At 62.7% G+C, this 25,422-nt stretch carries 28 protein-coding genes and 4 tRNA genes; 16 read left to right on the forward strand and 16 right to left on the reverse strand.

The window, feature by feature from the left end; all coding sequences use genetic code 11:
- Nucleotides 1-56: 56 nt before the first annotated feature.
- Complete coding sequence (locus tag M2432_RS23970) at nt 57-674, reverse strand: PaaI family thioesterase (protein WP_280829338.1); 618 nt, start codon at nt 672-674, stop codon at nt 57-59.
- A gap of 57 nt (nt 675-731) precedes the next feature.
- Between M2432_RS23970 and M2432_RS23975 the strand changes: the two genes are divergently transcribed.
- From M2432_RS23975 to M2432_RS23985, 3 genes are all read left to right on the forward strand, one after another.
- Complete coding sequence (locus tag M2432_RS23975) at nt 732-1,646, forward strand: hypothetical protein (RefSeq protein WP_280829339.1); 915 nt, start codon at nt 732-734, stop codon at nt 1,644-1,646.
- Nucleotides 1,643-2,140 (forward strand): DUF1990 domain-containing protein, encoded by a 498-nt coding sequence (locus tag M2432_RS23980; RefSeq protein WP_280829340.1) that lies wholly within the window; start codon nt 1,643-1,645, stop codon nt 2,138-2,140. The genes M2432_RS23975 and M2432_RS23980 overlap by 4 nt, the downstream gene beginning before the upstream one ends.
- Before the next feature lie 98 nt (nt 2,141-2,238).
- Complete coding sequence (locus M2432_RS23985; protein WP_280829341.1) at nt 2,239-3,990, forward strand: bifunctional serine/threonine-protein kinase/transporter substrate-binding domain-containing protein; 1,752 nt, start codon at nt 2,239-2,241, stop codon at nt 3,988-3,990.
- Between the two features lie 2 nt (nt 3,991-3,992).
- Here M2432_RS23985 and M2432_RS23990 read toward each other — a convergent pair whose 3' ends face one another.
- Entirely contained in the window at nt 3,993-4,799 is an 807-nt protein-coding gene (locus M2432_RS23990; RefSeq protein ID WP_280829342.1) for a transporter substrate-binding domain-containing protein, read from the reverse strand.
- A gap of 67 nt (nt 4,800-4,866) precedes the next feature.
- Here M2432_RS23990 and M2432_RS23995 point away from each other — a divergent pair, with 67 nt between their 5' ends.
- The gene (locus M2432_RS23995) at nt 4,867-5,316 is read left to right on the forward strand and encodes a hypothetical protein (protein ID WP_280829343.1); all 450 of its coding nucleotides are present in this window, start codon (nt 4,867-4,869) and stop codon (nt 5,314-5,316) included.
- Nucleotides 5,317-5,337: 21 nt separating this feature from the next.
- On the opposite strand, the gene M2432_RS24000 is transcribed toward M2432_RS23995, so the two are convergent.
- Together M2432_RS24000 and M2432_RS24005 are read right to left on the reverse strand one after the other, a co-directional pair.
- Nucleotides 5,338-7,515 (reverse strand): CocE/NonD family hydrolase, encoded by a 2,178-nt coding sequence (locus tag M2432_RS24000; RefSeq protein ID WP_280829344.1) that lies wholly within the window; start codon nt 7,513-7,515, stop codon nt 5,338-5,340.
- 163 nt (nt 7,516-7,678) lie between these two features.
- Nucleotides 7,679-8,269 carry a TetR/AcrR family transcriptional regulator gene (locus M2432_RS24005; RefSeq protein ID WP_280829345.1) on the reverse strand — a complete coding sequence of 197 codons (591 nt, stop codon included), beginning with the start codon at nt 8,267-8,269 and terminating at the stop codon, nt 7,679-7,681.
- A gap of 176 nt (nt 8,270-8,445) precedes the next feature.
- Between M2432_RS24005 and M2432_RS24010 the strand changes: the two genes are divergently transcribed.
- From M2432_RS24010 to M2432_RS24020, 3 genes are read left to right on the forward strand one after another with little or no spacing between them, the layout of a single operon-like run.
- The gene (locus tag M2432_RS24010) at nt 8,446-8,763 is read left to right on the forward strand and encodes an NIPSNAP family protein (RefSeq protein WP_280829346.1); all 318 of its coding nucleotides are present in this window, start codon (nt 8,446-8,448) and stop codon (nt 8,761-8,763) included.
- 21 nt (nt 8,764-8,784) lie between these two features.
- Nucleotides 8,785-9,165, forward strand: coding sequence for a DUF4267 domain-containing protein (locus tag M2432_RS24015; RefSeq protein ID WP_280829347.1), 381 nt, complete (start codon nt 8,785-8,787; stop codon nt 9,163-9,165).
- 14 nt (nt 9,166-9,179) lie between these two features.
- Complete coding sequence (locus M2432_RS24020; protein ID WP_280829348.1) at nt 9,180-9,653, forward strand: DUF1772 domain-containing protein; 474 nt, start codon at nt 9,180-9,182, stop codon at nt 9,651-9,653.
- Nucleotides 9,654-9,692: 39 nt separating this feature from the next.
- Here M2432_RS24020 and M2432_RS24025 read toward each other — a convergent pair whose 3' ends face one another.
- Together M2432_RS24025 and M2432_RS24030 are read right to left on the reverse strand one after the other, a co-directional pair.
- Nucleotides 9,693-10,376: a GAP family protein gene (locus M2432_RS24025; RefSeq protein WP_280829349.1), complete on the reverse strand. Its 684-nt coding sequence runs from the start codon at nt 10,374-10,376 to the stop codon at nt 9,693-9,695.
- Between the two features lie 175 nt (nt 10,377-10,551).
- Complete coding sequence (locus M2432_RS24030; protein ID WP_280829350.1) at nt 10,552-10,824, reverse strand: hypothetical protein; 273 nt, start codon at nt 10,822-10,824, stop codon at nt 10,552-10,554.
- Nucleotides 10,825-10,986: 162 nt separating this feature from the next.
- Between M2432_RS24030 and M2432_RS24035 the strand changes: the two genes are divergently transcribed.
- The 3 genes from M2432_RS24035 to M2432_RS24045 all read left to right on the forward strand — a co-directional run bounded on the left by M2432_RS24035 (nt 10,987) and on the right by M2432_RS24045 (nt 15,881).
- On the forward strand, nt 10,987-11,574 hold the full coding sequence (locus M2432_RS24035; RefSeq protein WP_280829351.1) for a TetR/AcrR family transcriptional regulator: 588 nt from the start codon (nt 10,987-10,989) through the stop codon (nt 11,572-11,574).
- A 115-nt stretch (nt 11,575-11,689) separates the two neighbouring features.
- On the forward strand, nt 11,690-14,416 hold the full coding sequence (locus M2432_RS24040) for an HAD-IC family P-type ATPase (RefSeq protein WP_280829352.1): 2,727 nt from the start codon (nt 11,690-11,692) through the stop codon (nt 14,414-14,416).
- 121 nt (nt 14,417-14,537) lie between these two features.
- The gene (locus tag M2432_RS24045; RefSeq protein WP_280829353.1) at nt 14,538-15,881 is read left to right on the forward strand and encodes an acyltransferase; all 1,344 of its coding nucleotides are present in this window, start codon (nt 14,538-14,540) and stop codon (nt 15,879-15,881) included.
- A gap of 89 nt (nt 15,882-15,970) precedes the next feature.
- Here M2432_RS24045 and M2432_RS24050 read toward each other — a convergent pair whose 3' ends face one another.
- Together M2432_RS24050 and M2432_RS24055 are read right to left on the reverse strand one after the other, a co-directional pair.
- Nucleotides 15,971-17,365: a neutral zinc metallopeptidase gene (locus M2432_RS24050; RefSeq protein WP_280829354.1), complete on the reverse strand. Its 1,395-nt coding sequence runs from the start codon at nt 17,363-17,365 to the stop codon at nt 15,971-15,973.
- A gap of 295 nt (nt 17,366-17,660) precedes the next feature.
- Nucleotides 17,661-17,732, reverse strand: a tRNA-Val gene (locus M2432_RS24055).
- A 290-nt stretch (nt 17,733-18,022) separates the two neighbouring features.
- On the opposite strand from M2432_RS24055, the gene M2432_RS24060 reads away from it, so the two are divergent.
- The 6 genes from M2432_RS24060 to M2432_RS24085 all read left to right on the forward strand — a co-directional run bounded on the left by M2432_RS24060 (nt 18,023) and on the right by M2432_RS24085 (nt 21,047).
- Nucleotides 18,023-18,095: transfer RNA gene (locus M2432_RS24060), tRNA-Gly, on the forward strand.
- A 27-nt stretch (nt 18,096-18,122) separates the two neighbouring features.
- Nucleotides 18,123-18,196, forward strand: a tRNA-Cys gene (locus M2432_RS24065).
- 15 nt (nt 18,197-18,211) lie between these two features.
- Nucleotides 18,212-18,286, forward strand: a tRNA-Val gene (locus M2432_RS24070).
- Between the two features lie 149 nt (nt 18,287-18,435).
- On the forward strand, nt 18,436-18,666 hold the full coding sequence (locus M2432_RS24075) for a hypothetical protein (protein ID WP_280829355.1): 231 nt from the start codon (nt 18,436-18,438) through the stop codon (nt 18,664-18,666).
- 316 nt (nt 18,667-18,982) lie between these two features.
- Nucleotides 18,983-19,300, forward strand: a complete 318-nt coding sequence (locus M2432_RS24080) for a hypothetical protein (protein WP_280829356.1) — start codon at nt 18,983-18,985, stop codon at nt 19,298-19,300.
- Nucleotides 19,301-20,522: 1,222 nt separating this feature from the next.
- On the forward strand, nt 20,523-21,047 hold the full coding sequence (locus M2432_RS24085; RefSeq protein ID WP_280829357.1) for a hypothetical protein: 525 nt from the start codon (nt 20,523-20,525) through the stop codon (nt 21,045-21,047).
- Nucleotides 21,048-21,277: 230 nt separating this feature from the next.
- Here the strand turns inward: M2432_RS24085 and M2432_RS24090 are convergent, their stop codons facing one another.
- From M2432_RS24090 to M2432_RS24125, 8 genes are all read right to left on the reverse strand, one after another.
- The gene (locus tag M2432_RS24090; protein WP_280829358.1) at nt 21,278-21,640 is read right to left on the reverse strand and encodes a hypothetical protein; all 363 of its coding nucleotides are present in this window, start codon (nt 21,638-21,640) and stop codon (nt 21,278-21,280) included.
- Between the two features lie 51 nt (nt 21,641-21,691).
- Complete coding sequence (locus tag M2432_RS24095; protein WP_280829359.1) at nt 21,692-22,108, reverse strand: hypothetical protein; 417 nt, start codon at nt 22,106-22,108, stop codon at nt 21,692-21,694.
- A 155-nt stretch (nt 22,109-22,263) separates the two neighbouring features.
- Nucleotides 22,264-22,695 (reverse strand): hypothetical protein, encoded by a 432-nt coding sequence (locus tag M2432_RS24100; RefSeq protein WP_280829360.1) that lies wholly within the window; start codon nt 22,693-22,695, stop codon nt 22,264-22,266.
- Between the two features lie 379 nt (nt 22,696-23,074).
- Complete coding sequence (locus M2432_RS24105) at nt 23,075-23,335, reverse strand: hypothetical protein (protein ID WP_280829361.1); 261 nt, start codon at nt 23,333-23,335, stop codon at nt 23,075-23,077.
- A gap of 29 nt (nt 23,336-23,364) precedes the next feature.
- On the reverse strand, nt 23,365-23,757 hold the full coding sequence (locus tag M2432_RS24110) for a hypothetical protein (protein WP_280829362.1): 393 nt from the start codon (nt 23,755-23,757) through the stop codon (nt 23,365-23,367).
- A gap of 626 nt (nt 23,758-24,383) precedes the next feature.
- Nucleotides 24,384-24,560, reverse strand: coding sequence for a hypothetical protein (locus M2432_RS24115; RefSeq protein WP_280829363.1), 177 nt, complete (start codon nt 24,558-24,560; stop codon nt 24,384-24,386).
- Between the two features lie 28 nt (nt 24,561-24,588).
- Nucleotides 24,589-24,828, reverse strand: coding sequence for a hypothetical protein (locus M2432_RS24120; protein ID WP_280829364.1), 240 nt, complete (start codon nt 24,826-24,828; stop codon nt 24,589-24,591).
- Complete coding sequence (locus tag M2432_RS24125) at nt 24,810-25,118, reverse strand: helix-turn-helix domain-containing protein (RefSeq protein WP_280829365.1); 309 nt, start codon at nt 25,116-25,118, stop codon at nt 24,810-24,812. Before M2432_RS24125 ends, M2432_RS24120 begins: the two co-directional genes overlap by 19 nt.
- Nucleotides 25,119-25,422: the final 304 nt, after the last annotated feature.

Genomic DNA, 25,422 nt, shown 5'->3' on the forward strand with positions numbered 1-25,422 from the left:
GGTAATCGCGACCAATGTTATCGGGACCGCCCATTGCGTCCGGGCGCAGCGCCGCATCACGGCTGCCCTGGTTTGAGCTTGACGAACAGCGCTTCGGCGTCGGCAAGCACGGTGTCGCCGTCCAGGATCGCGCCGGTGACATAGATCTTGCGGCCTTCGACCCGCTCCACAGTGGCCGTGGCCTGCAGGTCTTTCTCGATCGGGGCAATTTTGCGGTAGTTGACGTGCAGATAGGCGGTGCGCTGGAACGGGCTGTCGGTCAGCATGAATGCCGCATAACCGAGTAGCGAATCGAACAGCAGGCCCATCGCGCCGCCATGCGCGGCCCCGTTGCGACCCAGGTGGAACCGGCGGAACCGGACCTGGCCCTCCACCTTCCCGTCAACAACCTTAAGGTCCGAGGGCACATTGAGCACCCCACCGCGGTTGGGCAGGTCCAGGCGCCGGCCCGACGGCGAGTGCCATTCGTCAGCCTCGTACGGCTCCAGTAGTGCGTTGACCTGCTCGATTAGGGCCGCGGCCTGGGTGATGACGTCGTCGGGCGCGTCGACACCGCGGGCATTGTCACCGAGGGTGCGGACGGCTTCGACGAACCGGCCGTAGTCGGGGCCACCTCTGGTGGTCGGTTCGGGCGGATTGAAGCCGCCTCCGGCGTGCAATTGGTCTGCTGACACCCCGATACCGTAAGCGTGTCCACCGCGAACACCCCGGCGGGCCGTTACATTCAGTCCGTGGCGCGCAAACTGTCGCTTCGCCGCGCACGATCGGTGATGGGCGCCGAACTCGACGCGATCCGACGCCGCGATCCCGACCTGGACGCCGGCGACATAGCCGGGTTCACGCTGCCGCTCCTGGTTCGCGCGGCGGGCGTGGCGGCGTTGGGCGCGGTGCCACTTCTGGTGGTGCGCAATGGCGACAGGACCAATGACCAACTGGTACCGATCGTCGCCTCGCTGGCTTTGGTGATCATCAGCGCGGCGGTGGTGTGCTGGCTGCTGTCGATCGTGATCTCCGGACTTGTGGTGATGATCTTGTATCGCACCCGCCCATCGACGTCATCGCGGCTGGTGCTGCGCTTCTTGACTGATTCGTTCAAGCGCATCGAGGACTCGACGTCGGCGCTGACCCTGCTCGCCCTGTTGGCTGGCCTGTTGTCGCTGGCGTTCGGGCTACCCGCCCGATCCGCCCAGGAACAGGCCAACTCGGTGCTCGATGATCTGCTCGCAGCTCAGATCGGCGTGCTGCTGGCCGCGCTGGGTTTCGCGTTCATCGCCGAATCGGTTCGCACAGCCGCCGACATCGTCGATGACCAGTCACTACTGTTGGCATGGCCGTGGGCGCTGCTGATTGTCAGTGTGAGCTGGGTGATGGCCACCGTCATCGGCCCATTCGAGGCGACCAGGATGCTGACCATCCTGCTCAAGGACTGGTTGCCGGCCACCATCGACGGTGTCCCGCAGGGCCAGGTGATCGCCGAATTGGTTCCGCCGTCGGCTCGGTGGTGGGTGGCGTTCGGCCCATTGCCGGTCATCGCGGTGATCTGGTCCTACGAGGCTTTGCACCGCGGCGGGCTGACCGCCATCCGCGAGTTCATCTCCACCGATCCGACCGGCCCGCCCGCCCCGGGTGCCATGGTGGACGGGTGAAACTGAACGACCTTGCGGGGCTGACGTTCACCTATCCGGAAGTTGGTGCAACCGCCGGCGACCTGCCCGCCGGCTACCACCATGTGCTCGCCGAGGCGCGGATCGGTGACGGTCGCGAACGATTCGAGGCCGCCGCCGACTCGATCCTGCATTGGGGCATGCAGCGCGGTGCCGGCCTGCGGGTGCAGTCCACCACCGTCGCGGCGGCACCAGGCACCGATGTGCTGGCCCATCTCGGCCCCATCCGGGTGCCGTGCCGGGTGGTGTACGTGCTGGACGAGCCGGAGCGTCGCGGGTTTGCCTACGGCACTCTGCCGGGGCATCCGGAGAGCGGTGAAGAACTGTTCTCGGTGCGCTACGACCCGACCGACGACGGTGTCTACGCACAGGCGACGGCGTTCTCCCGGCCGGCACTGTGGTGGAGCCGCGCCGGTAGACCGGTTGCGCTCCTCGCGCAAAAGCTGACCACCGCGCGCTATCTGCGGGCCGTCTGAGTCGGGCCGCAGCCCACCGGAGAAACCGGTTTACCCCTGTGAGGCACCCCGAGGTGTTGTAGTTTCAGTGCAGACTGACCGCCGTCGAGGAGTAATGCGTGGAGCCAACGCAATTCGGGCACTACGAATTACGCGAACTGCTGGGCCGCGGCGGGATGGGCGAGGTGTACGTGGCCCACGACACCAACACCAATCGCACAGTAGCGCTAAAGGTGCTGCCCCCGCACATGGCCAGGGACGCTGGGTTCCAGGAGCGGTTCAGACGCGAATCGCATGCTGCCGCAGTCATCACCGAGCCGCATGTAGTGCCCATCCACGGTTTCGGTGAGATCGATGGCCAGCTGTACCTTGATATGCGGCTGATTGACGGACGCACGCTATCGGAGATCCTGGCCGATCCCACAGCACAACGCAGTCCCGCGTTCGCCGTCGAAATCATCGAGCAGATCGCCGCAGCCCTGGATTCGGCGCACGAAAGCGGGCTGATCCACCGCGATGTCAAGCCCTCGAACATTCTGGTGACCAAGAACAATTTCGCCTACCTGATCGACTTCGGCTTGGCCCGCACCGCGGGCGAAGATGGATTGACCACCGCCGGAAGCACTTTGGGCACATTGGCCTACATGGCGCCGGAACGGTTCGAAGGCGGCCATGCCGATTCACGCTCGGACATCTATGCGCTGACATGTGTGCTTTACGAGACGCTCACCGGCCATCGGCCGTACCCGGCAGACAGCTTGGAACATCAAATCGCCGGTCACATCGGTGCAGCCATCCCGAAACCCTCCCAGACGGACCCGCGGCTCGCGGCTTTCGACGAGGTGATCGCCAAAGGGATGGCCAAGAAACCGAGCAAGCGCTACGCGTCGGCCGGCGAACTGGCAGTCGCGGCCCGCGCCGCGCTGAACTCACCGGTACGCACCACCGGTCGCTCGGGCCGCCATTCGGCATCCGACGGTCCAACCGGCCGAAAGTCCCGTCGCACCATGATCATCGGCGCAGCAACGGCGCTGCTGGTGGCGGTGTGTGCGGCCATAGGCTGGCACCTCTGGTCCCAACGGCATGCCACAGCACCGTCCGCGTCGGTGCCGTCGAACGCCGATGTTCCCGCCGACATCAGGAATTCGGGTCGGCTGATTGTCGGGGTGAACGTTCCCTATGCACCAAATGAATTCAAGAACTCGGAAGGCAAGTACGTAGGCTTCGATGTCGACCTGATGGCAGCGGTGACAAGAACTCTGGGCCTGCAGCCCGAGTATCACGAAATCCCGCTGTCCAAGATCGTGTCGTCGGTGCAAGCCGGTGCCGTGAACGTCGGGATGTCGTCGACGACCGACACCAAGCTCCGAGAGCAGTCAGCAGATTTCGTCACCTACTTCAACGCCGGAATCCTATGGGCTCGTCGCGCCGGTACCTCCGTTGATCCTTCCGCGCCGTGCGGATTGAAAGTCGGCGTCCACCGGGAGTCGATCGAGGACACCCAGGAACTACCGGCCAAGAGCGATGCCTGTGTGGCGGCGGGCCTGGCACCGGTGGAAACCGTGCGGTTCGACCGTCAAGACGACGCCACTGCCGCGCTGCTCGCGGGCGATCTTGATGCGGTGACAGCGGATTCACCGGTCATCGGGTACGTGATCAAGCTGAGCGGGGGCAAACTCGAAGCAGCTGGCAGCGTTGTAGACGCGCAGCCCTACGGCTGGTCGGTGGCCAAGGGATCACCACTGGCAAAACTGTTGCAGAACACCCTGATTCACCTGATTGAGACGGGCGAATATCGGAAGATCGCCACCAAGTGGGGAGTGGAGATGGGCGTGATCGACAAGCCGGTGATCAACGGAGCCGTTCACTGACCTCACATGGGCCCGTCGGGCCCGATCGCCACACCCAACCACCGGCGGCTGATCAGCGCGTAGCTACCGTCGGCACGAATGTCGGCCAGCCATTTGTTGACCCGTTCCCGTAACGCTGTCGCGGAACTGCGGAGCAGATACGCCTTCTGCGCGACGGTGAAGGGATTATCGGTGGAGACCGGGCACAGCTGGTGATTCTGTGTTGTCTGCCAGCGAATTTCACTGACATCGGTGATCATCGCATCGGCCCGGCCGGCAGTGAGCTGATCGAAGATCATGTTGTTGTCCGGGTACTCGACGACGGTGGCATGGCTCAGGTGCGCCCGATCGAATTGTTCGTTGGTACCACCCGGATTGACCACCACTCGAACACCCGGACGGTCAATGTCGGCCAGCGAACGGAACCTTGAGGCATCGGAACACCGCACCACCGCAGCCTTGCCATCGCGCAGATATGAGTCAGTGAACAACGCGTGCTCCGCGCGGTCTGCAGTGACGGTGATGCCGCCCATGGCGATATCGCAACGGGTATCCAGATCGGCCAGCAGCGTCGGCCAGCTGGTGTGCTCCCATTGAACTGTGACACCGAGGCTGTGGGCCAGCGCGTTGGCCAGATCGATGTCCATTCCGCTCCATTGCCCCTGGGCATCGCGGTAGCTGAACGGGCGGTAGTCGCCGGTGCTGCACACCCGCAGAACTCCGTCGGCGGCGATGCGATCGATATCGGTCTGCGGGCTTTTCGCCCCGCACGCCCCACATATCGCGGCGGCAACCAGGGCAGCAATCGTCCGGGCCAGTCTCGGCTTCACCTGGCCAGACTCTCACGGATGCGGGCAATCCATGCCCGATGCCACTGTGTCGCATAGGCTTGGGGGTGTGCGCCGCGCAGCAGTACTGGCAGTCCTGATCGTGATGCTCAGCGCATGCACTCAAACGGTAGCGGGGCAGGCCAACGCGCCGGCGGACCTCAAGTGGCAACGGAACATCACCACCGCGGTGGCCAAGCTGGGCGGGACGCTGGGCACAGTGGGCAGCGCCCTCGATGCTCAGGACTACGGCGCCGTGTCGCGCGCATGCACCAAGCTACAGAACGAGTTTGATCAGCTCTCGCAGCAACTGCCGACGCCAAACCAAGACGTCAACTCGGCCTTGCAGGACGGCATTGACAACTGGCGCACGTTCGCCCGGGTATGCCGGACCATGACGCCCGGGACAGCAAGCGCATCGTTCGATCAGCTGCAGGCTTCCATGGATCGCGGGGATGCGTCCATGCGAAAAGCCTTGAAGCTGATGGGTATTGACATCGACGCAGATCCCGGGCACTGATTCCCGGAGCCGGCAGTGCCTTCAGTTGATCGGATCGCTGGTGGGAACGCTGACCCAGCTGGGTGCCACGGGGTCGATGTTGAGGTGCTCGGGGTAAAAGGTGTTGCTTCGGTCGAAAAGCAATACGACATCACGAACGTCGTACGGCGGCGGGGTCAGACCCGCAGCGATCATCATCGGCATCGGCGGCACCGCCGACGGATAGTTGCTGCTGTACACGCTCACCCGCAACCGGTGCCCCGGCTGTAATACCGCATCCAATGGGTAGGTGCCGAAGTCGATGGTCGTCGGCTTGCCTGGGACGACGGGGTCGTAACCACGTTTGAGATCCAGGGTTTGGATCGGGTCGACGTAATCGCCGTTGGGGCCACACTTACTTCGGTCCTCGTCCACTTGACGCATTGAGGACACCACCCAACCGGTACTCAGCGGCAGCGAATTGTTCGAGGCGTCATCGACGTCGCTGACAGTGGCCATCCAAAAACCGTCGGTGCCTTCATGCTGCGTATTCAGGTGTACCGCAACGGGTCCCGAGATCAGCGTCGGTACCGATACCGGTGCGCTGGTGAACGTGAGGCCGTCGATCTCGTGTGTGCGTTCATCTTGAGCGCATTCCATCAGAATCGCCGTGCCGCCCACGTACTGGGTGTTGGTGATATCCGAGCAGAGGCCGGCCAACCCGACATTTACGGTCAATTGATCTGGTGCCGTTGGTGGTTGGGCCGACAGCGACCCGTCGTGCCGGGTGCGGACCGCGGTGTGACTGTCCTCGCTTCGCAGATACACCCGCTGGTTTTTCATTCCGGGGCGCGGCAGCTCGTTGATCCTCTGCCATCCTTGCGCGCCGGGCATCTGCTCCAGAATCGGACCAAGGTTCTGCACGCCGTTGTCGATGCCCTTTATCCAGTGGTCGAACCACGCCTTCTGCAGGACGTCGACCCGTGGCGGGGCATCGCGCTTGCCGAACCCGCCGGTGGCGTTGAGGTGGTAGCCCGGTCCCAAGATCAGTTGTTTCTCACCGGGTTTGAGCCCTGTCAAGTCTGCGAAGGACCGGAACTCGGCGTTGCGGAACAGATCGCTCCAGCCGCCAGTGATCATCGTCGGCACGTCGATGTTGGCCATGTTGGTGTGAGTCGCGGTGCGCCACGGGCCGTGCGCGTCGTAGAGCATCATCGCCTGGGGCGAGTCGAGCAGCTCATTCACGGTGTGGGCGTTGAGAGCCGTGTACATGGCATCGGACATGGTCGTTGGATCGTCGGCGCGGTCGTCGATCCACTTCTGGTACGCCTGCTGCCAAGTGCCCAACGCCATGGACTGAGCGTCGGGAATTCGCTTGAGCCCGTTGACCAACCACAGCCAAATCGGCAAGAAACCGATGTCGATGGCGCCGCCGTGCAAGGCCAGGTCCTGAGCGAGGTCGGTACCCGGTTCGACGGCGAACACCGCTTTGAGCGCGGGTGGCCGGTGTGAGGCGGCCTGCAGCGCAGTGATCGCGTCATAGGACACGCCTGTCTCACCCACCTTTCCATCGCTGAAGTCCTGCTTGCTGATCCAGTCGATCACCTCGACGGTGTCCTGTTGTTCGCGTGGTCCCGCCAGCTGCCATGTGCCCTCGGAGAAGCCGGTGCCCCTGACGTCGAGATCGATCCAAACGTATCCGCTCTTGATCAGTTGTTTGTCGGCCGTCGCGACCAGCGTCCCGCCGCCATCGAGGGTCTGCATCATCTGCATGAGGTTCTTCAATGCCGGGTCGGAACTTTCCAGGCTGCCGATGGCGCGCAGAATGCCGTCCTGGATGCCCGGGGCGTTGATGAGCTTGGCTCCCACCGCCATTATCCACTTTGTGTAGGGCGTTGCATTGAGCACAGTCGGCAATGGGTCGGTGACGACCACCCCGTCATCCATGGGCCGGTAGATGTTGGCTTTCAACACTGTTCCGTCACTCATGGTGATCGGCACGTCCCAGTCAATGTGGACCTGCTGGTGCGGCTGCGGGCCGTCCTTCTCGGCGGTCCAGGCACCTTCCATGCCGGTGAAATCGTTGGTGTACGGCTGGTAGTAACCGTCGCTGCCAGTCGCATGCGCCACAGGCACAGGCACACCGCCAGTACCCATGACGACGGTTACCGCCGCCGTCATGGCGACGAGCTTGTAGGCCAACGACACTCGCAAGAGTCCCCCTGCTGCGTACGGCTTCATCGCCGAACCCAGCGGCAGATTACACAACCTACCTGTAATTTTCGGGGACTATCCGGTAGATCTGCGTCGCGTAGCCCGACGTGGCAAGCCGCAGACCTTAGCGTCAGGGGCCGGCGTACTGACCGCGAAAGAGGTTGGTAGTAAACCATTATGATGCGGTTGCCTAGCGCGTCGTTTCTCGTCTACCGGCAAACTCATTGACCAGCAATTCGAGACGGTCCGAGTCATAGCCAGGGCGTAATCGGCCGGCACGGGCAAGGGTGACCAGCCCGTGCAGCGCGGCCCAGAAGAGCTCGGTCAGTGTGTCGACATCCTGCCTGTCAGCGATCGCACCGACCGCTTGACGGAGTTCGGCGAAAGCCTCGACGAGCTGGGCGGGCGTGTCCGTGGCGGCGAAGTGCAAGGCGGTCGAACGGGTGAACATCGCGTCGTAAACCGCCGGATTGTCGCGGGCGAAGTCGAGATAGGCGTGTGCCGTCCGGGTCAGGGCATCGCCAGGACCCGCTGAGCCCGATTGGGCAGCCCGAGTCGCCTCGGCGAGCTCTCCGAAGCCTTCAACGGCCACGGCATCAGCGATCTGTTCCATGCCGGCGAAGTGCTTGTACAACACTGGCTGGCTGTACTCGATCTCAGTCGACAGCCGACGGGTGGTGACGGCGTCCCAGCCTTCGGCCTCGGCCAGCTTGCGGGCAGTCGTGACGATCAGCTGCCGCCGGGCGGCACGGTCGCGCTCACGTCGATCCTCGATAGCCATACCCGATGATAGCACGGCTAGAAAAACTAGCATCGCTATTGACTCGGCCCGAAGTGCGGGTTAGCGTTGCTAGCAGTTGCGAGCGAAGAGAGCTCGATACGGCCTCAAATTTCATCACCGCGCCCGTGACAACAAACCCGGACAAGTCAAAATCATCAGCAGCACAGGAGTATTCGATGTTGCAGCTCAGGATCTACACCCTGCGATCGCCAGCAGCCCTGCAGCAGTATGCGACGGTGCACTGGGCCCGCCACATAGACACCTTCAAGACATTCGGGGTCACCACCCACGGTGTGTGGACAGAGCGAAAAGGCGACGTCAATCGACTCGTCGCGCTCATCCGCTATCCACTTGGCGCCGACCCGGACGAAATCACGCGACAGTGCATGACCAGCCCCGAATTCGCAGCCGACATGGCCGGTTTCGATGGCGACGACATCGTCGGCGTTCAGTCGATGCTGCTCGACCCGACGTCGTTCTCACCGATTCAGTAACAAGACCCAGGAGCACCTGACATGACCACCACGACCATCGGTTACATACTCTCCGGACTCATCGCCGTCGGCATCGTATTCATCGGCGCACGGTTTATCGTCGCGCCGCGCGTCGCGGCCGCCGGCTACGGCGTACAACCAGATCTCAGCCAGCAATCCACCCGCGCTTATCTGAGCGTTAAAGGCGTCCGGGACATCGCTTCCGGAGTAGTCGTACTCATCATCATGGCTGCGGGCCCGGCGCACCTGCTGGGCTGGGCGATACTGGCCGCCACGATCATCCCGATCGCCGACGCAATCATCGTGCTCGGCAGCGGTGGCCCCAAGTCAATCGCGCTGGGCGTCCATGGCGTCACCGCCGTCGTCATGCTTATCACCTCTGGGCTTTTGCTCATTTCCTAGGAGACCTCGTACCGATGTCCACATTCACCGAAATCTTCGCTGTCCTAGCGATTCTCGCCAACGCCGTCATCTATGGCACAGACGTCTTCGGCGCGATCATCCTGCGCCCCGCCATCGCCGCGGTTGACGATCGCACCCTCACTCAACTTCTCGGCCAGATCCACCGCATCGCAGATCGGCGATTCGCGGTGATCGGCGCCGCCGGGCTGGTGGCCGCCGTGGCAATGACCGCAGTCGCTGCTACGAGCGGGCACTGGGTCAGCGCCACAGCCGGGGCGCTCGCCACCCTCGCCCTGATCGTCTTTCTGGCGATCTACACCCGAATCAGCAAGCCGGTCAACAAGACGCTGACCGCAGCAGCACTCGCCGACCGGGTTCCGAGCGATGCCCGCCAACTGCAGGCTCGCTGGGACTCAGTCATCAACGGGCGCGTCGCGCTGCAGACCGTCGCCCTCATCGCGCTCTGCGTCGCCCTCGCCGCGGTGTGAACCACGGCGCGAAACAGCTGTCGCGCAGCCGATTCGACGTCACCACCACCGACTGCGGTGAACAATCGCATCCGCGCACAACGCAACACCGGCGATCAGGAACAGGACGCGTACCCCGATGGGCCCGTATCGGGTCAAGGTTCGCACCAACCACCGCTGGGCACGGTCGGCCCGCTTGCTTCGGCTGGTGGACAGCGCGAGAACGAGCATGCACGGCAGCAGCGCAATGAAGCAGTACGCAATCACGATTAGCGGCCACTCTGGCGGCCGTGGCTGGAGCGCAGCGATCATAGCTAGCCCAGCCAAATACGGCACCGCGGTGGAAGCTTGGCCGAGTCCTACCGCGGCGCCGACGAACCCCAGCAGCCACGGGCGCTCGCGCATCGCCCCCATGGCCCATCCAGGAGCGGTGGACTGGGCGACCAGCGGAAAGAATGCCAACGCGATCAGCACCAATCCCAGTAACAGTTCGCCCCAATACCGCACTGCCGGTGTGAGATTGAAGTTGGTCAGATCGGTGAGCAAGTGCAGGCCCAGCACCGCGCACATACCGAAGGTGGTGGTCACCGCAAAGACGCCGGCGATGAAGCTGACGCCACCCGGCAAGGCGGACTGACGGTTCAACCGACTGCCATAAACCACCACTGAGACAACGCCGATATTCAGCACACTTAGGGAGTCCAGGAACGCCAGGCCCGCCAAGGTCAGCAGAAGCGCAGTCATCCAGGTGGCACCCCCGGCGCATCGGAGCGTCGACGAGGTTGGCTCGACGCCAGCAGACGAATACCCCGTCGACCCTACGGCGCGGAACCAAAAAACAACCACGCGGTGAGACTGTGTCCCCCGTACCAGGGCCAAGCGCCTCGCGAAGGCCTGATTCGCGGCAGGCGTCTGCGGCCTAGAGCCGGAACATTTCGCGAGCCATGGCGGCGTCCTCAAGGAAGTCCGCGCGCCGCGGCGGCGGGTTGTCGCGCCGGGATTTTCGCGCACTCCTGCCGCCCTTCGCTGTATCGACGGGGTCGATAAAGCCAGCCGACGAAGGCTTGACAGGTCTGAGGCTGACCGGTGGCGCAGCAACCCCGATGACCAATGCATTGAGGTGCCACCACACTCCCTTGATCGCACCGCTGAACGAACGTCCGGTGGGCGGTACCGCTGAAGCTGAATCCATCTTTCCCCCAAGGGAATAGTGCGGATAAGCCGGTCTATGCGCTGGGGCCGTTACGGCCCATCGACGGCGGATGTGCCGCCCGTCGTCGATAACCACCACCAGATTTACATATGATCGTACGTTCGTCAACATACGTACGTATGAGGAGATACAATCGGTCGTATGACGAAGTTGGGCGACGCCCGGCGCACCGCAGTGTTGGACCAGGCCACACACGTTGCGTCCGTCGACGGGCTCGCAGGCCTCAGTTTTGGACGCCTCGCAGAACAGACGCTGGTCCCCAAAAGCGCCCTGCAGACGCTCTTCGGCACCAAGGAAGAGCTTCAGCTCGCCATCATCAAGACCGCAGTCGAGGTCTTTATCCGCAGAGTCTTCGTCCCCGCAGAACAGCACCCGGAGGGTCTGCCACGACTGCGCGCACTCATGTCGGCGTGGGTTGACTATCTGCAGGAGTACGAGGGTGGCTGCATCCTCGCGTCCGGCGCCTGCGAACTCGACGGCCACCCCGGGCCGGTACGTGACGCGCTCGTCGATGCGGTCAACGCCGGCGACGCGCTGATCACCCGGGACATCAGCCTCGCCATCCGCCTCGGCGAATTACCGCCGGACACCGATGCCGAACAACTCACCTTCGAACTGCATGCAATGATCCTGCAGGCCAACCACAACAATCAGCTCCTGCACCGACCCGATGCACTGCAACGAGCCCGCGTCGCGATCGAAAATCGCCTGACTCCGAATCCAAGGTAGATCGGATCTCCATCAGGTCTGGGCGCTGCTGGACAGCGTGCGACGGACGAGCTGGCGGAAAAGCAGAAGAGGGATAACAATTGCGCCGCGTCGCGCAAGGCTGCACTATCCGAGTATGTCGGACATTCAGGTCCCGATGAAAGACGATGCATTAGCTAGCACGCTGGCGCATTCCCGCAGCGTCGCCGAAGTTCTTGCGGTATTGGGCAGTTCGGCCGACGGGCTCGACAGCGACACCGCGCGCGAGCGGTTGGCCACCTGCGGCGCCAACAAACTACCCGAGAAGAGATCCCGTCCTGCTGTCCTCAGGTTTCTCGCACACTTCAACGACGTCTTGATCTACATCCTGATCGCCGCCGGGGTGCTCAAAGCCATCCTTGGCGAGTGGGTGGATTTCGCCGTGATCATTTCTGTCGCGGTGATAAACGCCGCGGTTGGCTTCCTGCAGGAAGGCAAGGCCCAGCGCGCCCTCGACAGCATCCGGTCAATGTTGTCAGTCACCGCGCAGGTACGCCGCGATGGCGACTGGCAGAAGCTGGACGCTCAGACGTTGGTACCTGGCGATGTGGTGCGCATCGCGTCAGGGGACCGCATCCCGGCCGATATGCGTCTGCTGGAGGTCTCGAATCTGCGTGTAGAGGAGTCGGCGCTCACCGGCGAGTCCATGCCCACCAAAAAGAACGTCGCGCAGGTCGGCGCGGACGCGGCTCTGGGTGACCGCATGTCCATGGTCTATTCGGGCACGATCGTCTCTGCGGGGGCCGGCACCGGGGTGGTAACCGCCACCGGCGCCGGCACTGAGATCGGCCGCATCCAATCGCTTATCGCCGACGTCGAAACCATCGACACGCCGCTGACTCGCAAACTGGACCGCTTCGGCCGCCAACTGTCGCTGGCCATCTTGGGCATGGCCGCACTGATGCTGGTGATCGGCAAACTGATCCACCAGTTTTCGGTGAGTGATTTGATCACGGCGGCAATAGGTTTCGCCGTGGCCGCGATACCGGAGGGGCTGCCCGCAGTCGTGACGGTCACGCTGGCACTTGGTGTGCAACAGATGGCACGCCGAAACGCGATCACCCGGAAACTGCCCGCCGTTGAGGCGCTCGGCGCGGTAAACGTTATCTGCTCGGACAAGACAGGCACGCTCACCCAGAACGAGATGACCGCTCGCACCGTAGTCACCACACGCCACGAGTTCGACGTCACCGGCACCGGGTACCGACCCGACGGAGACATCAAACTCGACGAGACACCGATCGCACTTGCCGACCATCCCGACTTGGCGGCGTTGTTGACGACGATGGCGGTCTGCAACAACGCACGGCTATTCGAGACCGACGGGCAATGGCGGGTGGTGGGCGAGCCGACCGAGGGTGCGCTGCGGACGTTGACCCTCAAGGCTGGTATCGACGACACCGACTGGGCCCGCCTAGGCGTTGTGCCATTCGAGTCAGCGAACAAGTTCATGGTGACCCTCAACACCACTCCCAGCGGCGAACGCCGCCTCTACATCAAGGGTGCACCGGATCGTTTACTCGACCGCTCCATCACCCAGGCCTGCGGGCCGTCCACAGAGCTTCTCGATCGTCGGTTCTGGGAAACGCGCATCGACGAACTCAGTGCCCAAGGACTACGGGTGCTGGCGGCAGCACAGCGACCCGCAGTCGGTTCCGACACCGTTGACATCGGCGACGTCGACGACGGACTGGAATTCCTGGGCCTAGTCGGCATCGTCGACCCGCCCCGACCCGAGGCCATCACGTCCATCGCGACCTGTCATGACGCGGGTATCCGGGTCGCGATGATCACCGGTGACCATGCCGGTACGGCGCGTGCCATCGCGCGCGAGATGGGCATCATCAAGGCCGGTGAAGAACCGCGGGTCCTCACCGGGGCGGATTTGGAGGCGATGAGCCAGCCTCGGCTGCGGGAGGTGGCCGACGAAGTCGATGTGTATGCACGCACGAGCCCGGAACACAAACTGCGCATCGTCAGCGCCCTACAAGCCCAGGGCAAGGTGGTGGCGATGACCGGGGACGGCGTCAACGACGCACCGGCGCTGACCCGGGCTGACATAGGCGTGGCAATGGGCATCAAGGGCACCGAGGCAACCAAGGAGGCCGCGGGCATCATCCTGGCCGACGACAACTTCGCGACCATTGAAAAGGCGGTCGAAGAAGGCCGGCGCATCTACGACAACATCCGCAAATCCGTGCTGTTCATGCTTCCCACCAACGGCGCTCAGTCGTTGATCATCCTCGTTGCGATCCTGATTGGGTTCGCGCTGCCATTGCAGCCGGTGCAAATCCTGTGGGTGAACATGGTCACGAGCGTCACCCTGTCGCTCGCCCTGGTGTTCGAGAAAGCCGAAGACGGCCTCATGACGCGCCCGCCGCGCGCGTCGAACCAGGCGTTGGTGAACCGAGCCGACCTCGGCATGATCGCGTTGGTCTCGATACTGGTTGCGGGCGCAGCCATTACGGAGTTCTTCGTCGCGCGCGCCGGCGGGTATCCATTGGCCGTGGCGCAGACCGCCGCAGTGAACTTGCTGGCGCTTGGCCAGGTCGCCTATCTACTGAACTGCCGATTCATTACCTCGTCGAGTCTGCGACCTGAGGCGTTTCGAGGTAACCCGTGGGTGTGGAGGATGGCCGGTGCGCTGATCGTGCTGCAACTCGTCTTCACGTATGCACCCTTCATGCAAGTGTGGTTCCACACCGCACCGATCACCGCCCGCGGGTGGTCGGTCGCCGTCGCGCTGTCCGTTCTGATCTTCCTGATCGTCGAGGCGGCCAAATGGGTGGAACGCAGGATCAGCAGGCCACGCATCTCTGGGTAGGCGCGGCGCGCGTGCCTACTCACCTCGGAGGAGAAGTGCGGCGTATCGTTGCGATACTTCGCTTTTCCACATGCTTGAACCACCAACGCGACGTAACGAGCCGGTCAGACCGGGGGTAGACATGCCCGATTCGGTGGATGGGCGGCGGACGAACGGCACACAAGCGGCAGTGCCAAACCGCGACCTGTCGGTGGACTTCTACCGGGTTTCAGCGATTGGCCTTGTCGTGGTGGGACATTGGCTGGTGGCGTCTGCTACCTATCGCGACGGCGAATTCGGCTTGCAGAACGTACTCGTCGAGATGCCGTGGACGCAGTGGCTGACGTTGGCATTCCAGGTGATTCCGGCTTTTTTCTTGATGGCCGGATACGCCAGCGCAGTGTCCTGGACTCGGCGGCGAGAAACCGACGCTGAGCCGGCGCAGAGCTGGCTGCGCTATCGGCTGTCCAGGACGCTGGGTCCGACCGGGGCGTACATAGCGATAGTGCTGGCCGTGGTTTTGGTTCTGCTCTTGGTTGGGGTGGACGGTTCGAAGTTGGCGTTCGGCGGGTGGGCGGTCGCCTACCACCTGTGGTTCCTGGTCACTTTCGTGCTGTTAGTCCTGGCGACGCCGGTGGCGGTGGCCGCGGACAGGCGGTGGGGGCTTGCCGCGCCGGCCGCCATGGTGATTGCCGTGGGAGTCATCGATGCGGCCTATATCGGCGCCGACGTGCCCTACATCGGCTACGTCAACTACGTGCTGGCTTGGGGGGCGGTTTACCAGCTCGGAATCGCTTGGCGCAGCGGCAGATTGCCCGGCTACCGGCCGATGGTGCTGGCGTTGGTGTCAGCCGTCATTCTGGCGGTGCTCGTCACGTGGGGCCCATACCCGATCAGCATGATCGGAGTGCCGGGTGCGGAAATTCAGAACACGGGTCCGCCGTCGCTTGCGTTGGTCGCCTTCGCGGCCGCCCAAGCCGGGCTGCTGATGGCGGCGGCACCCGTCGTCAATCGTCTACTCAATGCCGCCCGCTTGCACCGCCCGCTGGCGGTGGCCAACAGCGCGGTGATGGGTCTGTATTTGTGGCATATGGTCCCAGTCGTCATCGTGGCGCTGATCGGCTATCCGACCGGATTGTTGCCCCAGCCGCCGATGGGCTCGAGCGACTGGTGGCTTGTTCGCCTCGTCTGGGTCGCGGCGATTTCCGTTGTGGCAGTGGTGTTGATGGCATTGTTGCGGTGGCAGAGAGCTCGGCTGGCCGCGCCTCTGCCCACGCTCACGGTGCCACTTCCGGACAGTTGGGGCCTAGCGACGTTGCTTGTAGGGGCGTTGGTGTCGGCGGTTGCCGTCTTGAATTTCACGATCGAGGGCTTTGCCCCCGATGGGCGTTTCCCGCTGATCGCCACGCTGTTGTTCGTCGCCGGCGCGGTCCTGGTCGCCCTCACACCCCGCGTTGAATCGCGCGCGACCGCGCAGCCCGCATGAATTCGCGGCCGGTTAAACGTTGAACTGAGCTACGGAAGCATGGTCACTGACTGCGCTCAGGTATCTCGTCCGCCTTCGCCGAGCGTAAATCAGGGGAAGCGTTTGAAGCAGCGCTCCTGATCGCTCAGTACCCCGGTGCGGAACGCATCGATGCGAGCGAAGCTTGCGGGCGCCGACTGCCCGTTGATGTCGCTGGCGGCCAGGCCATTTGTGAGCAGTCCGACTACGGCTTCGTCAAGGTCGCCTGCTGTCAACGCGACGGTGTTTCCGTCGGGTGTGCGCACCTGCTGTGCGAGCTTTCTGGTCGCCACGCCTGTGAGACAGGCCGTTCGCAAACCCGCCTGGGCGGTGTCCACGGACATTCCAAGCCCATACTGCACCGCCAGCATGTAGCGCGATATCAGCACCGAGTAGGCCGTGTTGTCACCGGTCAGACCTGTCGGACTGGTGCTGGGGGAACCGAGCTTCTTCAACGCGGGAAGGTCCACCGCGATGGTGTTGGTTGCCGGGCAGAACGAGGCAGGCGCTGTGGGGCGGGCATTGGGGCACTTGGCCGCCACGGCCGCATCGATGGTGAACGTTGGTTGTCTTGCAGGTCGGAACAGGATTTTCATCGCCGCGATCACGGCCTTAACGGATTCTTGCGAAACCGGCCAGTCTCCGGTCTCGTGGCGCTGTAGTTGCACGGGCAGGTCTCCGCGCCGCTGCGTAACCTCCTTCGCGTCTATTCCCTTACATGTCCGCGGCCCGTCGGTGAATCCGAACTGGAACGCCGAGACTCGTTCGAAAGCCGACCCGTGTTCGCCGCCGCCCGAGGCTGGCCTGTTGGCTCTCATCGGCGGGTCCCGAAAGGAAATCACGCTGGCGAGGAGGGCGTTGAGACCGTTGCCGGTGGAAAGCATGAATCGGCGTGAATCTCCTGAAGCGACCCAACGCATATATGCCCCTGCGAAGCAGTCGGCCTGCTGCTCGGCCACCAGTGTCGGGATGTCCGCACGGTTCGGCTCGGCCTGGTGTTGCACCGCATGCCCGTATTCGTGGGCCAACACCCCGGCGACCGCCATCTCACCGTAGGACTGCTTCAGGGATGGCAGCAGGGTGCCGCGGTCCCAGCCGATCGAACCGTCCAACGGACAGAATGCGGCGTTGACCAGTCCCGAGGTGGTTTCGCGGCAGAATGATGGCGCGGCGCCCGGGCGTTTGGCGTCCCAGGATACGAGCTGGCGGACAGGGGTGAATCCTTTCCCGAAAGTGTCGTTGAAGGCGCCCTTCCAGTAGTCCTCGACATCGCTGACGGCCTGAACCGCGAGTGTGTCGATCGGGCCGCCGTCGGTGTTGGTCACCGTCCGAGACGGCTTGGGCGCACCCGCTCTCAACCCGGAGGGTCCATCCGTCACTCGCATGCCCGCCACCTTGAACGGGTCGTCGGGCTTGGAGGTCACCGCGCCGCACGCCGTGGCCAGCACCACCGCCACTGCGGCCATCGATGCGCCGACAAGTCGCCGCGGCTGTCTTCGGGCAACGGCGCCTTTGTGTTTGCAGCCCGAGTGCTGATCGAGCCCCGCCAAAACTGAACGAAGACCGTCTCGATTGCGGTCCTCGGCGCGATTCGCGGCTATGAATACGGCGTGACGCACGATGGTGTCCATTATCGCCGCGACGCGCATGGCCCGCCAAGCATTTAACCCACTTCGCCTCAACTGCAAGAAAGGGTAATCGGGCGAACGGCTTCGTTTGCCAAGGTCAACCCTCATGGGCGGCTTCGGCGGTGGTTTGTTGTGGTCCCGACTGGGATCGAACCAGTGACCTTCCGCGTGTGAGGCGGACGCTCTCCCCCTGAGCTACGAGACCGGGGAATCTCACCGATTTGATCGGTGGGACGTCAGACATTAACACGAACCGAACGCCAAGCGAGAATCGCACCCCCGGGAGCCGGCCCTCACACCAGCCAGACGTCGGCCGGCCGATCCGGCGGAATTCACACGCCGTATCGGGGCCAGTCCGGGCGCTCCGACTGCGCACGGGGACAACGCCTTTCCTGCGACGCGCCATTTACCAGGCGTTTTCACGTGATTTGTGTGTAGTCCCATTCGTGGACTAATGTCTTGCATCGCAACGGACGACGATCTCGGCCGTAGCGCGCGGATGTAGCGCAGTTGGTAGCGCATCACCTTGCCAAGGTGAGGGTCGCGGGTTCGAATCCCGTCATCCGCTCGAGGGTGCAGTGGCATCAACCCCAGTGGTGGAGTGGCCGAGTGGTGAGGCAACGGCCTGCAAAGCCGTGCACACGGGTTCGATTCCCGTCTCCACCTCCAAAAATGTTCAACCCGGCGCGATTAGCTCAGCGGGAGAGCGCTTCCCTGACACGGAAGAGGTCACTGGTTCAATCCCAGTATCGCGCACCACGTAACACAGCAGCTCAGGCCCGGTTTTCGAACCGGGCCTTTTCTGTTGTTTGCAGAATGATTGCGGAATGGCACGACGGGCGGCCGATATAAGTCGGCCCCGCTCGGTGTTTGCACCACCTGCGGGGCCTTAGCCCACGGAGGCACCCGTGAACCTTCTCGCAGACGCTACTCTGACCGACCGACACGAGTCGACATCGGCGCTCGACCGGATAGTGACGCTGGTCGACCAGTCTCGCCACGAGCTTCAGGGAGTGCTCGCCGTACTGCCCGATAGCGCGGCGCTGTTCGCGTGTATTGACCTCGTGACCGCGCTCGACCACCTGCGCCTGGCCGCCGTCGCCATCGACAAGGCCGCCGACCAGCTCGACACCGCCTAACAACGACAACACCCCCGCAGACACACGTCTACGGGGGTGATCGTCGTTCTTGCAGAGCCCGACGTAAACCAGCCTGCGCGCAGTAGCTCAGTCCCACGCCTGCGCCGTGGGCCGTGCCGCCACGGCCTAGCTAACCCAGCGGCACGGCACGCCAGACCCTACTCGGTTTCGGGAGGGTCTACTCGGCGTGCCCGAGAACGAATATCGGGCGATGGTTTCGGGGCCGCTTTGGGGAGGGGATCAAGATCAGGGCCACCCGTAGGGTGTCCGCGCAGTAGACGGAACCAAACACTGAGAGAAAGAAGCAAGCCGTTACATGACCACCACTACACCCGCAGTTGCACTGCCACCCGGCGCCGATTCCGTTGGCGATTGGGAATACGACGAGCTGCCCGAAATCTCGACAGCCAAAATCCGAGTCGTCCGGTCACCAAGGCGACACATCATCGGCAGTCCTGCAACCGTCTCTGTTGACGCCTGGCAGCGAGAAGACGGCACCCTCTTGTGCGCCGACATGAACATCGACTTGGCTGAGCACCCGGTGAACGCAGCCCAGTGCCGAGAGCTCGCAGCCCACCTGCTGGAGCTGGCGCCGCTGCTGGACACCTGGAGCGCCGAGGTGTCTGAGGAGTGAGCGCCTAGCGGTAAGCAACGACAACCGCCCCAAGGCTGCATGCCTTGGGGCGGTTCACTATTCGGTACATACTAGAGCGCAGGCCGGCGCCGTTCATCAGCTGCTCATACACGCGCGAACGCAGGATGCCCCAGCGCCGCCGTCATTCAACAACATCGAGCAAACCTCGGAACCACTCGTCTAGTCGTGGTCCGGTGTTCGTGGGACCTGTTTGACCGTGCTGCTCTTTCCAGAGCTCATAAGCCTCCAACGGTTTCTTGTATCCCTCCCCGCATTCATACGATTCATATAGGTTCTCCGTGCAATGGTTGTGGCCGGGGTCGGGGTCGGCGAGCAAGACGGTAGGTGACGAGTGCATCTGACTGGATGCAGCAATGCACGCGAGGCTGGCTATCACCGCTGCCGCGGCGGCAAACACCGCAATGAGCCGATTTAGCATCATGCTCACCATCATCAGCCGCGCCAACAGTGCTCCACACGAGTAGTTGACTACTGGTTTTAGGGAGCCGCTGCCCCTAAGCCCTGATCGCACTAGGCGGCAGCCAAAGCGTCGCAGTCAGTGACGACTGCTGATTGCCACTGCGGGCCGTGAGTTCAACAACTGCGAGCCAAGAGCCGTCAGCCCGTCGGACCCAAGCCAATTGGCGGGCTGGCATCTCGTAATCGATCTGTAGGCCGCCGGCCTTGACCCAGAGTGGTAGTTCGTCGCGGCGAGTCCCGGAGGTTGGCAACCAACTCGTGTTGACCATGACACTGCGATCGCAGGGGATCAAGGTTCGATACCCGGCAATGTTCTCCCACGACTCGAACATGCATTCGATTATCGCATCGGGTGGAACCAAACGGCGGCGAGATGCGTCTAAACGGGCATGCGCGATCTTGACACCATTGACCGAGAGTTATAGCTGCTGGCGTTCATCCACGTGACGCTCCGGCAGTTGGGTGCCGTCGGCACGACGACCGCGATGGACCGGCTACTCGACGAACGGATCGAGCGGACCGGGTGAAGTGCCGCGACTTGAGGATGTGGTTGACGGCGAACGCGGCCCAGATGATCGTCCACATGCCGCCTAACTGCCGCTGCTGTAATGCTCGGACGCGGCGCGTGCATGGCCACATGGTCCTGACGGCGGAAGATTTGAGTAGTCAACTACGCGTGCCCCCCTGGTTCGAGCGCGGGAGACTTCATTCCACCGGCCGAACTAGAAGAAGGAGGACCATCATGCCGGACATCAGAACGACGGGTCTCACAATTTATTGGCATCCAAACAAGCAAGCTTTTGATTTCGCCGCCCTGATTTACAATGCCGGACTACCGCTCACCGGGTGGCCGATCAATGTCACTCTCGGCGCTACTTTTGTCAGCGAATACATCGGAGAGCTCCCCTCCGGCATCGACTATCAGTTCACCACGGCGCAAGTACCTGTTACCGTGCCCGCTAACGTCACGCTGAATACCGGAGAAACATACAGAACGGCGTACTTTGCAGGTATACCGTTCTTGCCCATCCCTGGCGAAAACTATAACTACGTCCATTTTCAGGTAATCTTGGCGGACCTCGATGGCGTCACGCTAAACACTTACGAGGTGCCGCCGGCGCCGCCGGTGCCGCTGACACCTGAGGGTTACGAGGTCGACCAAAAGATTCCGGTGGCGGACTGGTGGAAGCTTCAGCCAGCACACATCCCAGGCATACGGCCGCCAGAAGGCCCCGTCCTAGGGCGTCCGACAACAAACCACCCGTAGATTCCCAGGAATCCGTTAGCCCAAAGTGAACGAGTCCACTCGCTCTCGTTAATAGGACCTGCGGATACGCCGAGGTAACTACTGCCTTGGGGCGGTTCGCTATTCGGGGGTCCAGCGTTTGGCCATGATCTCCATCAACACCAGCCGGCCAGACGAGCCGAAAGGCGGATTTCAAAGTACGGTCATGCCGACTAACGCCGCCAGCGGAAACAGCTCAGCGGTCGGCTGACTTAGCCGCCTCCAGACGAGCCGCGTTGCTCCCAAAGGGTGTGGTTCTTGTGCTCGATCACCGCGTCGTAGACTCGCTGTCCGTTCGCGTTTCGCACCAACTGCATCGGCCACCGGCCATCGACGTAGAGCACCCAGGCCGTCCACGTCGCGCCCCGCGGGCTCTTCTTGTCGTACTCGCCTTCCGGCAAAATCCAGTACCGACCACCGTCGGGTGCGTCGGCCCACATCGGCACCAGCCAGTGGCCGAGTTTCGTCTTGGTCTCGCCGCGGCTCAGTCCATCGGGGCGGTTCCAGACCAAGTCCTTCGCGCCTGCTGGCGGGCTACCGTGGTCCTCGCCGTGCGGGCCTCGTGCTGTGCCCATAACCACTCCTTGCCTTCGGGGTTCTGTACGTGATCAAGCTCCGAGGCGGAGCTAGTGCGGCTTCAGGCCATACACCGTCGGGCACCACTGGACCACATCGCCGGGATGCGTCGATATGGTTCCAGGCACATAGATGGTCGGCACACCGTTGATGACCCAACAGTCTTTGTTCGAGAGGTCAACACCCTGTTCGGGCTTCTGTTGGAGCTTCGGTTGCGGGTTTGGTTGAGGCGCCTGTTGCGGATTTTGATTATTGGAGTTCGAGTTTTGCGGTGGCTTAGGCATACCCGGCCCCTGCGGTTGCTGTTGGCACTGCTGCGGGTCGTCGCTGCTCGGCTGTTGTTGTGGCACGCAAGGGGCGGCGCTGGGATCGTCTGCACTTGCGATGGGCGCACACGCCAGGATCGCACCGGCCGCTGCTGTCACCGCGAAGAAAATCGCAGCAGTACGTCCCGGAATCGTTGTCATAAATAGGCTCCTTCAGATTGGACGACACAAGCAGACCCCAGCCGTGCCGAGGCGGGGACAGGTTCAGACCGACTGCTCACTAACCGGTCGAGGTGAGCGCATTGACCACCGAAAGAAAGAAGCAAACCGATACGTGGGCATTGCAAGAACCAATCTCATTTGAGCAGCTGCGGACACAAAATGCGGACGCCTTGCACGGCAAAATCTTTGTACTTGTCTGAGCGACCTTGGAGACGCTGTTCGAGCTGCGCAGGAGTGACGCCATTACTCAAGGTAAAGGACGCACAACTTAGGAGGGGCACGAATGCGTGCCATGCGGGGTACACGTTTGCCAGTGCGTTATACTTCTCGCGGATTTGGGTATCCTGTGTTGAGTCTTTAAGGCCAGCATCATCTTCTAGCAGCCCTAAACTATGCGCAGATTCGCACCAAAGCCTGCTATATTGCGCGACAGCGCCTGCGGGGGCCTGAGGAAGAACCATATTTAGTTGGTCCAGATTCATTTGAAGAACCGTCTCACCGATTTTCGTCGGCGGACGGCCAAAGATGGCGTCCTGCCTCACCCCGATGTCTTTCATCATGTCCATAAATTCATCCGCGGTTGGGTTAGGGCCGCTAAAAGTTGCGCAATCGCTGTTACCGCCGCCACCGCTTGAGCCTGAATTTGAGCCCGCGCTGTTACCGCAAGCAACCAATGCGAGGCCAACCGCGCACGCGACAGCTGCGCAGGCGACGCGGCTCGACGTAGCTTTGCCAACTGAACGATTCAACGACTTCTCGTCTCGCTAAGGGAATTGGACGACCTCACGCCCGAGCGAACGTAGCACTTTGGGCACTGGTCGCCGGACGAGCATGTGCCACTTTTGACAGACGAACAAGTGGAATCATCCGTTCGACTGACACTGTGCTCCAAGGCCATGGTGTCGATGCGCGACAAACCGATCATCGAATCCAGCGACTGGAGCATCACCGCCATTCGGAAAGCGCACCGTCCTCGTCGAGCAGCAGTTGCTTCCCCCAGTGGCGGCCGCCGAACACGAAGTCATCCGCCGGCAGGTTCGCATGCATCAATGCGCACATAACAGCCGACGACGACACCACGACCGGCTCACCAGCAGCCAACGCCGTCTCATACGCCGACACCCTGCCAGGAATGTGCCAGCGGCCGCTCGGCCCGAACTTGCTGCGCCACTCGGCCAGCAGCACCTGGCGCAACGTGTCATCCACGCGCTGAGTCCGACGCCTACCCACCAGAATCAGCCCTTCCGCCAACGCTTATTCGCAGCCGCGCGCTGCTGAGCCGCGCCAACCGTGAACACACCGGCCGCCGGCTTCTCCTCGGGCGCAGTGACCTTGATACGAGCCAACGTCTGCGCGCGCAGGGCACGGGTTTGCCTGATTTCCCCGAGCAGTGGATGCGCCACCACCTGGCCGGCCACACCTCTAGCCAGGAACGTGCCAGCGTCCGCAAGGGCAGCCTCCAACGCCTCCACCCGATCAGACAGCCGACAAGCATCCTCTAGAAACGCGATTTCGAGCGATTCCAGCTCAATTCCTTGGCTTTCTGCGTCCGAAACAACGGCTTTCCAGAGCCGTCGACCCGCCACACCGAAACCACCCGGCGGCCGAGGTTTCCCCAGTTCAGCCATAAAATCCTCCTCTCGTCACATTCAGCTCAGATATCCGATTCAGGCCCCAAATTTCGACCTTTCAGCACCTCGCTCGCTGTACCCGAAGCCCTATAGCCTCTCGCGCTACGACCGGGGCGGGGAGGGGTTAGCGGTAGGGGTATCGTTGCAGTTCAGAGTATGTGTTGAGGTTTGCTGTGGGTTGGTGGCCGCTGCCAGGGGGTGTGGTTCGACGTCGCGTAGTCGTCGTGAGAGTCCGCCGCGTGTGTCTTGGGCGCGTTTGATGCCGGCGATTCTCTGCTGTTCGGATTTGATGGCGTGGCAGCTCTTGCAAACTCCTTGAACGGTGTCAGCGTTGAGCACTGGTGTGCGTGGGATGCCTTGGGCTGCAAGGCCGATTACGTGATCCATCTCCTCGATCCGCTCGGTGCATCCTTCGTAGCGCAAGCGACATGTCTTGTCGCGTCGCATGACTTGATCCCTGACGCGCTTAGGGATGCTTGAGCGCGGCCTGTTTCCCCAGTTGTGTGGCATGTCCGCGTCCTCTCGTGGTGGGTTGCGGGGCCGGGTGCGCTCGCGAGGCAAGCCAATACCTCTGGCGCACACCGGCCCCGCGTTGGTCGTAGCGGATGCCCAGGAGAGGCGCGCTACGACGTCTGTTGCCGGCGTGCGGTGTCTTTCGTTGGGGTCTGCCCGGCGACGGCGAGGATGGCGTGAGCCACGGCGGCCGTGAGATGTTGCTCGGCGAGGGTCGGCATGTGCGAGAACTGGGCGCGTTCGGCGAGTATTTTCTCGGCGGCGGCGCGGTGTTCCTCGGGTGTCATTGTTGTGTCCTTTGTTCTGGTTTGGTGTTTAGTTGTTGTCTTGCTTGCGTTTCCGGTAGCCGTTGGCGTCGACTCCTACGACCTTGGCGCTGAAACGTAGCTGTTTGTCATGGATCGATGCCATGACGTCGCGTTTGCGGTCAGCCGGGTCTGTGGCTGTGGTGGTGAAGGTTGGTTGCTCGCCGTCGCCGCGGGCTGTCGACGTGAGTTCGGCGAATTCGGAGTCGCTGAGGGACGCGAGGATTCGCGTCAATTCTGTTCTGTCCATTGTTGTTTTCCTTCCAGGTGCTCATCTATGGATGTCTGGTCGAGCAGCCATTGGTTGCCGATCTTGCGGCCGCCAAGTTGTGATGCGAGGCGTCGTACCTGTCGCGTCGACACCCCCAGTTGGCGGGCTGCCTGGTCGATCGGCACTGTTGGTAAGTATTGCGCGGCAACGGGTTCGGGGACGTCCGTGTGTCCGGTGTCGGACATGTTGATGAAGACTTGCGCGAGGTCGTGGTAGGTGCTGGAGTCTGGCAGTCCTGATAGCCGGCGGTGGCGGACGGCGATGAGCATCGCTTGTGCGGCTGCTCGCAGTGCCGTCCCGGTGATGATGACGCACCCGCCGAACGTCTGAACGGGAGGAGGTGTTCTAGTTGGCTCGGTGGGCCTGTCGTTCATCGCGTCGTGCCGATCGCGAACTGTCCCGGCTTGCGCGGGCAGGTACCGGTATCCGAGTGCGTCAGCCAGTGGCGTCCATCGCAGACCGGGCACACGACCTGCGCCAGGCGCCGGCCGTCAGCGAGCTGCCTGGTCGCAAGCACTTTCGCGTGCTTTGAGCGGCTCATGAGACACAGCCCGGTGACGCATGTGACGCAAG

Source organism: Mycobacterium sp. OTB74, assembly GCF_029892685.1.
GTDB lineage: Bacteria > Actinomycetota > Actinomycetes > Mycobacteriales > Mycobacteriaceae > Mycobacterium.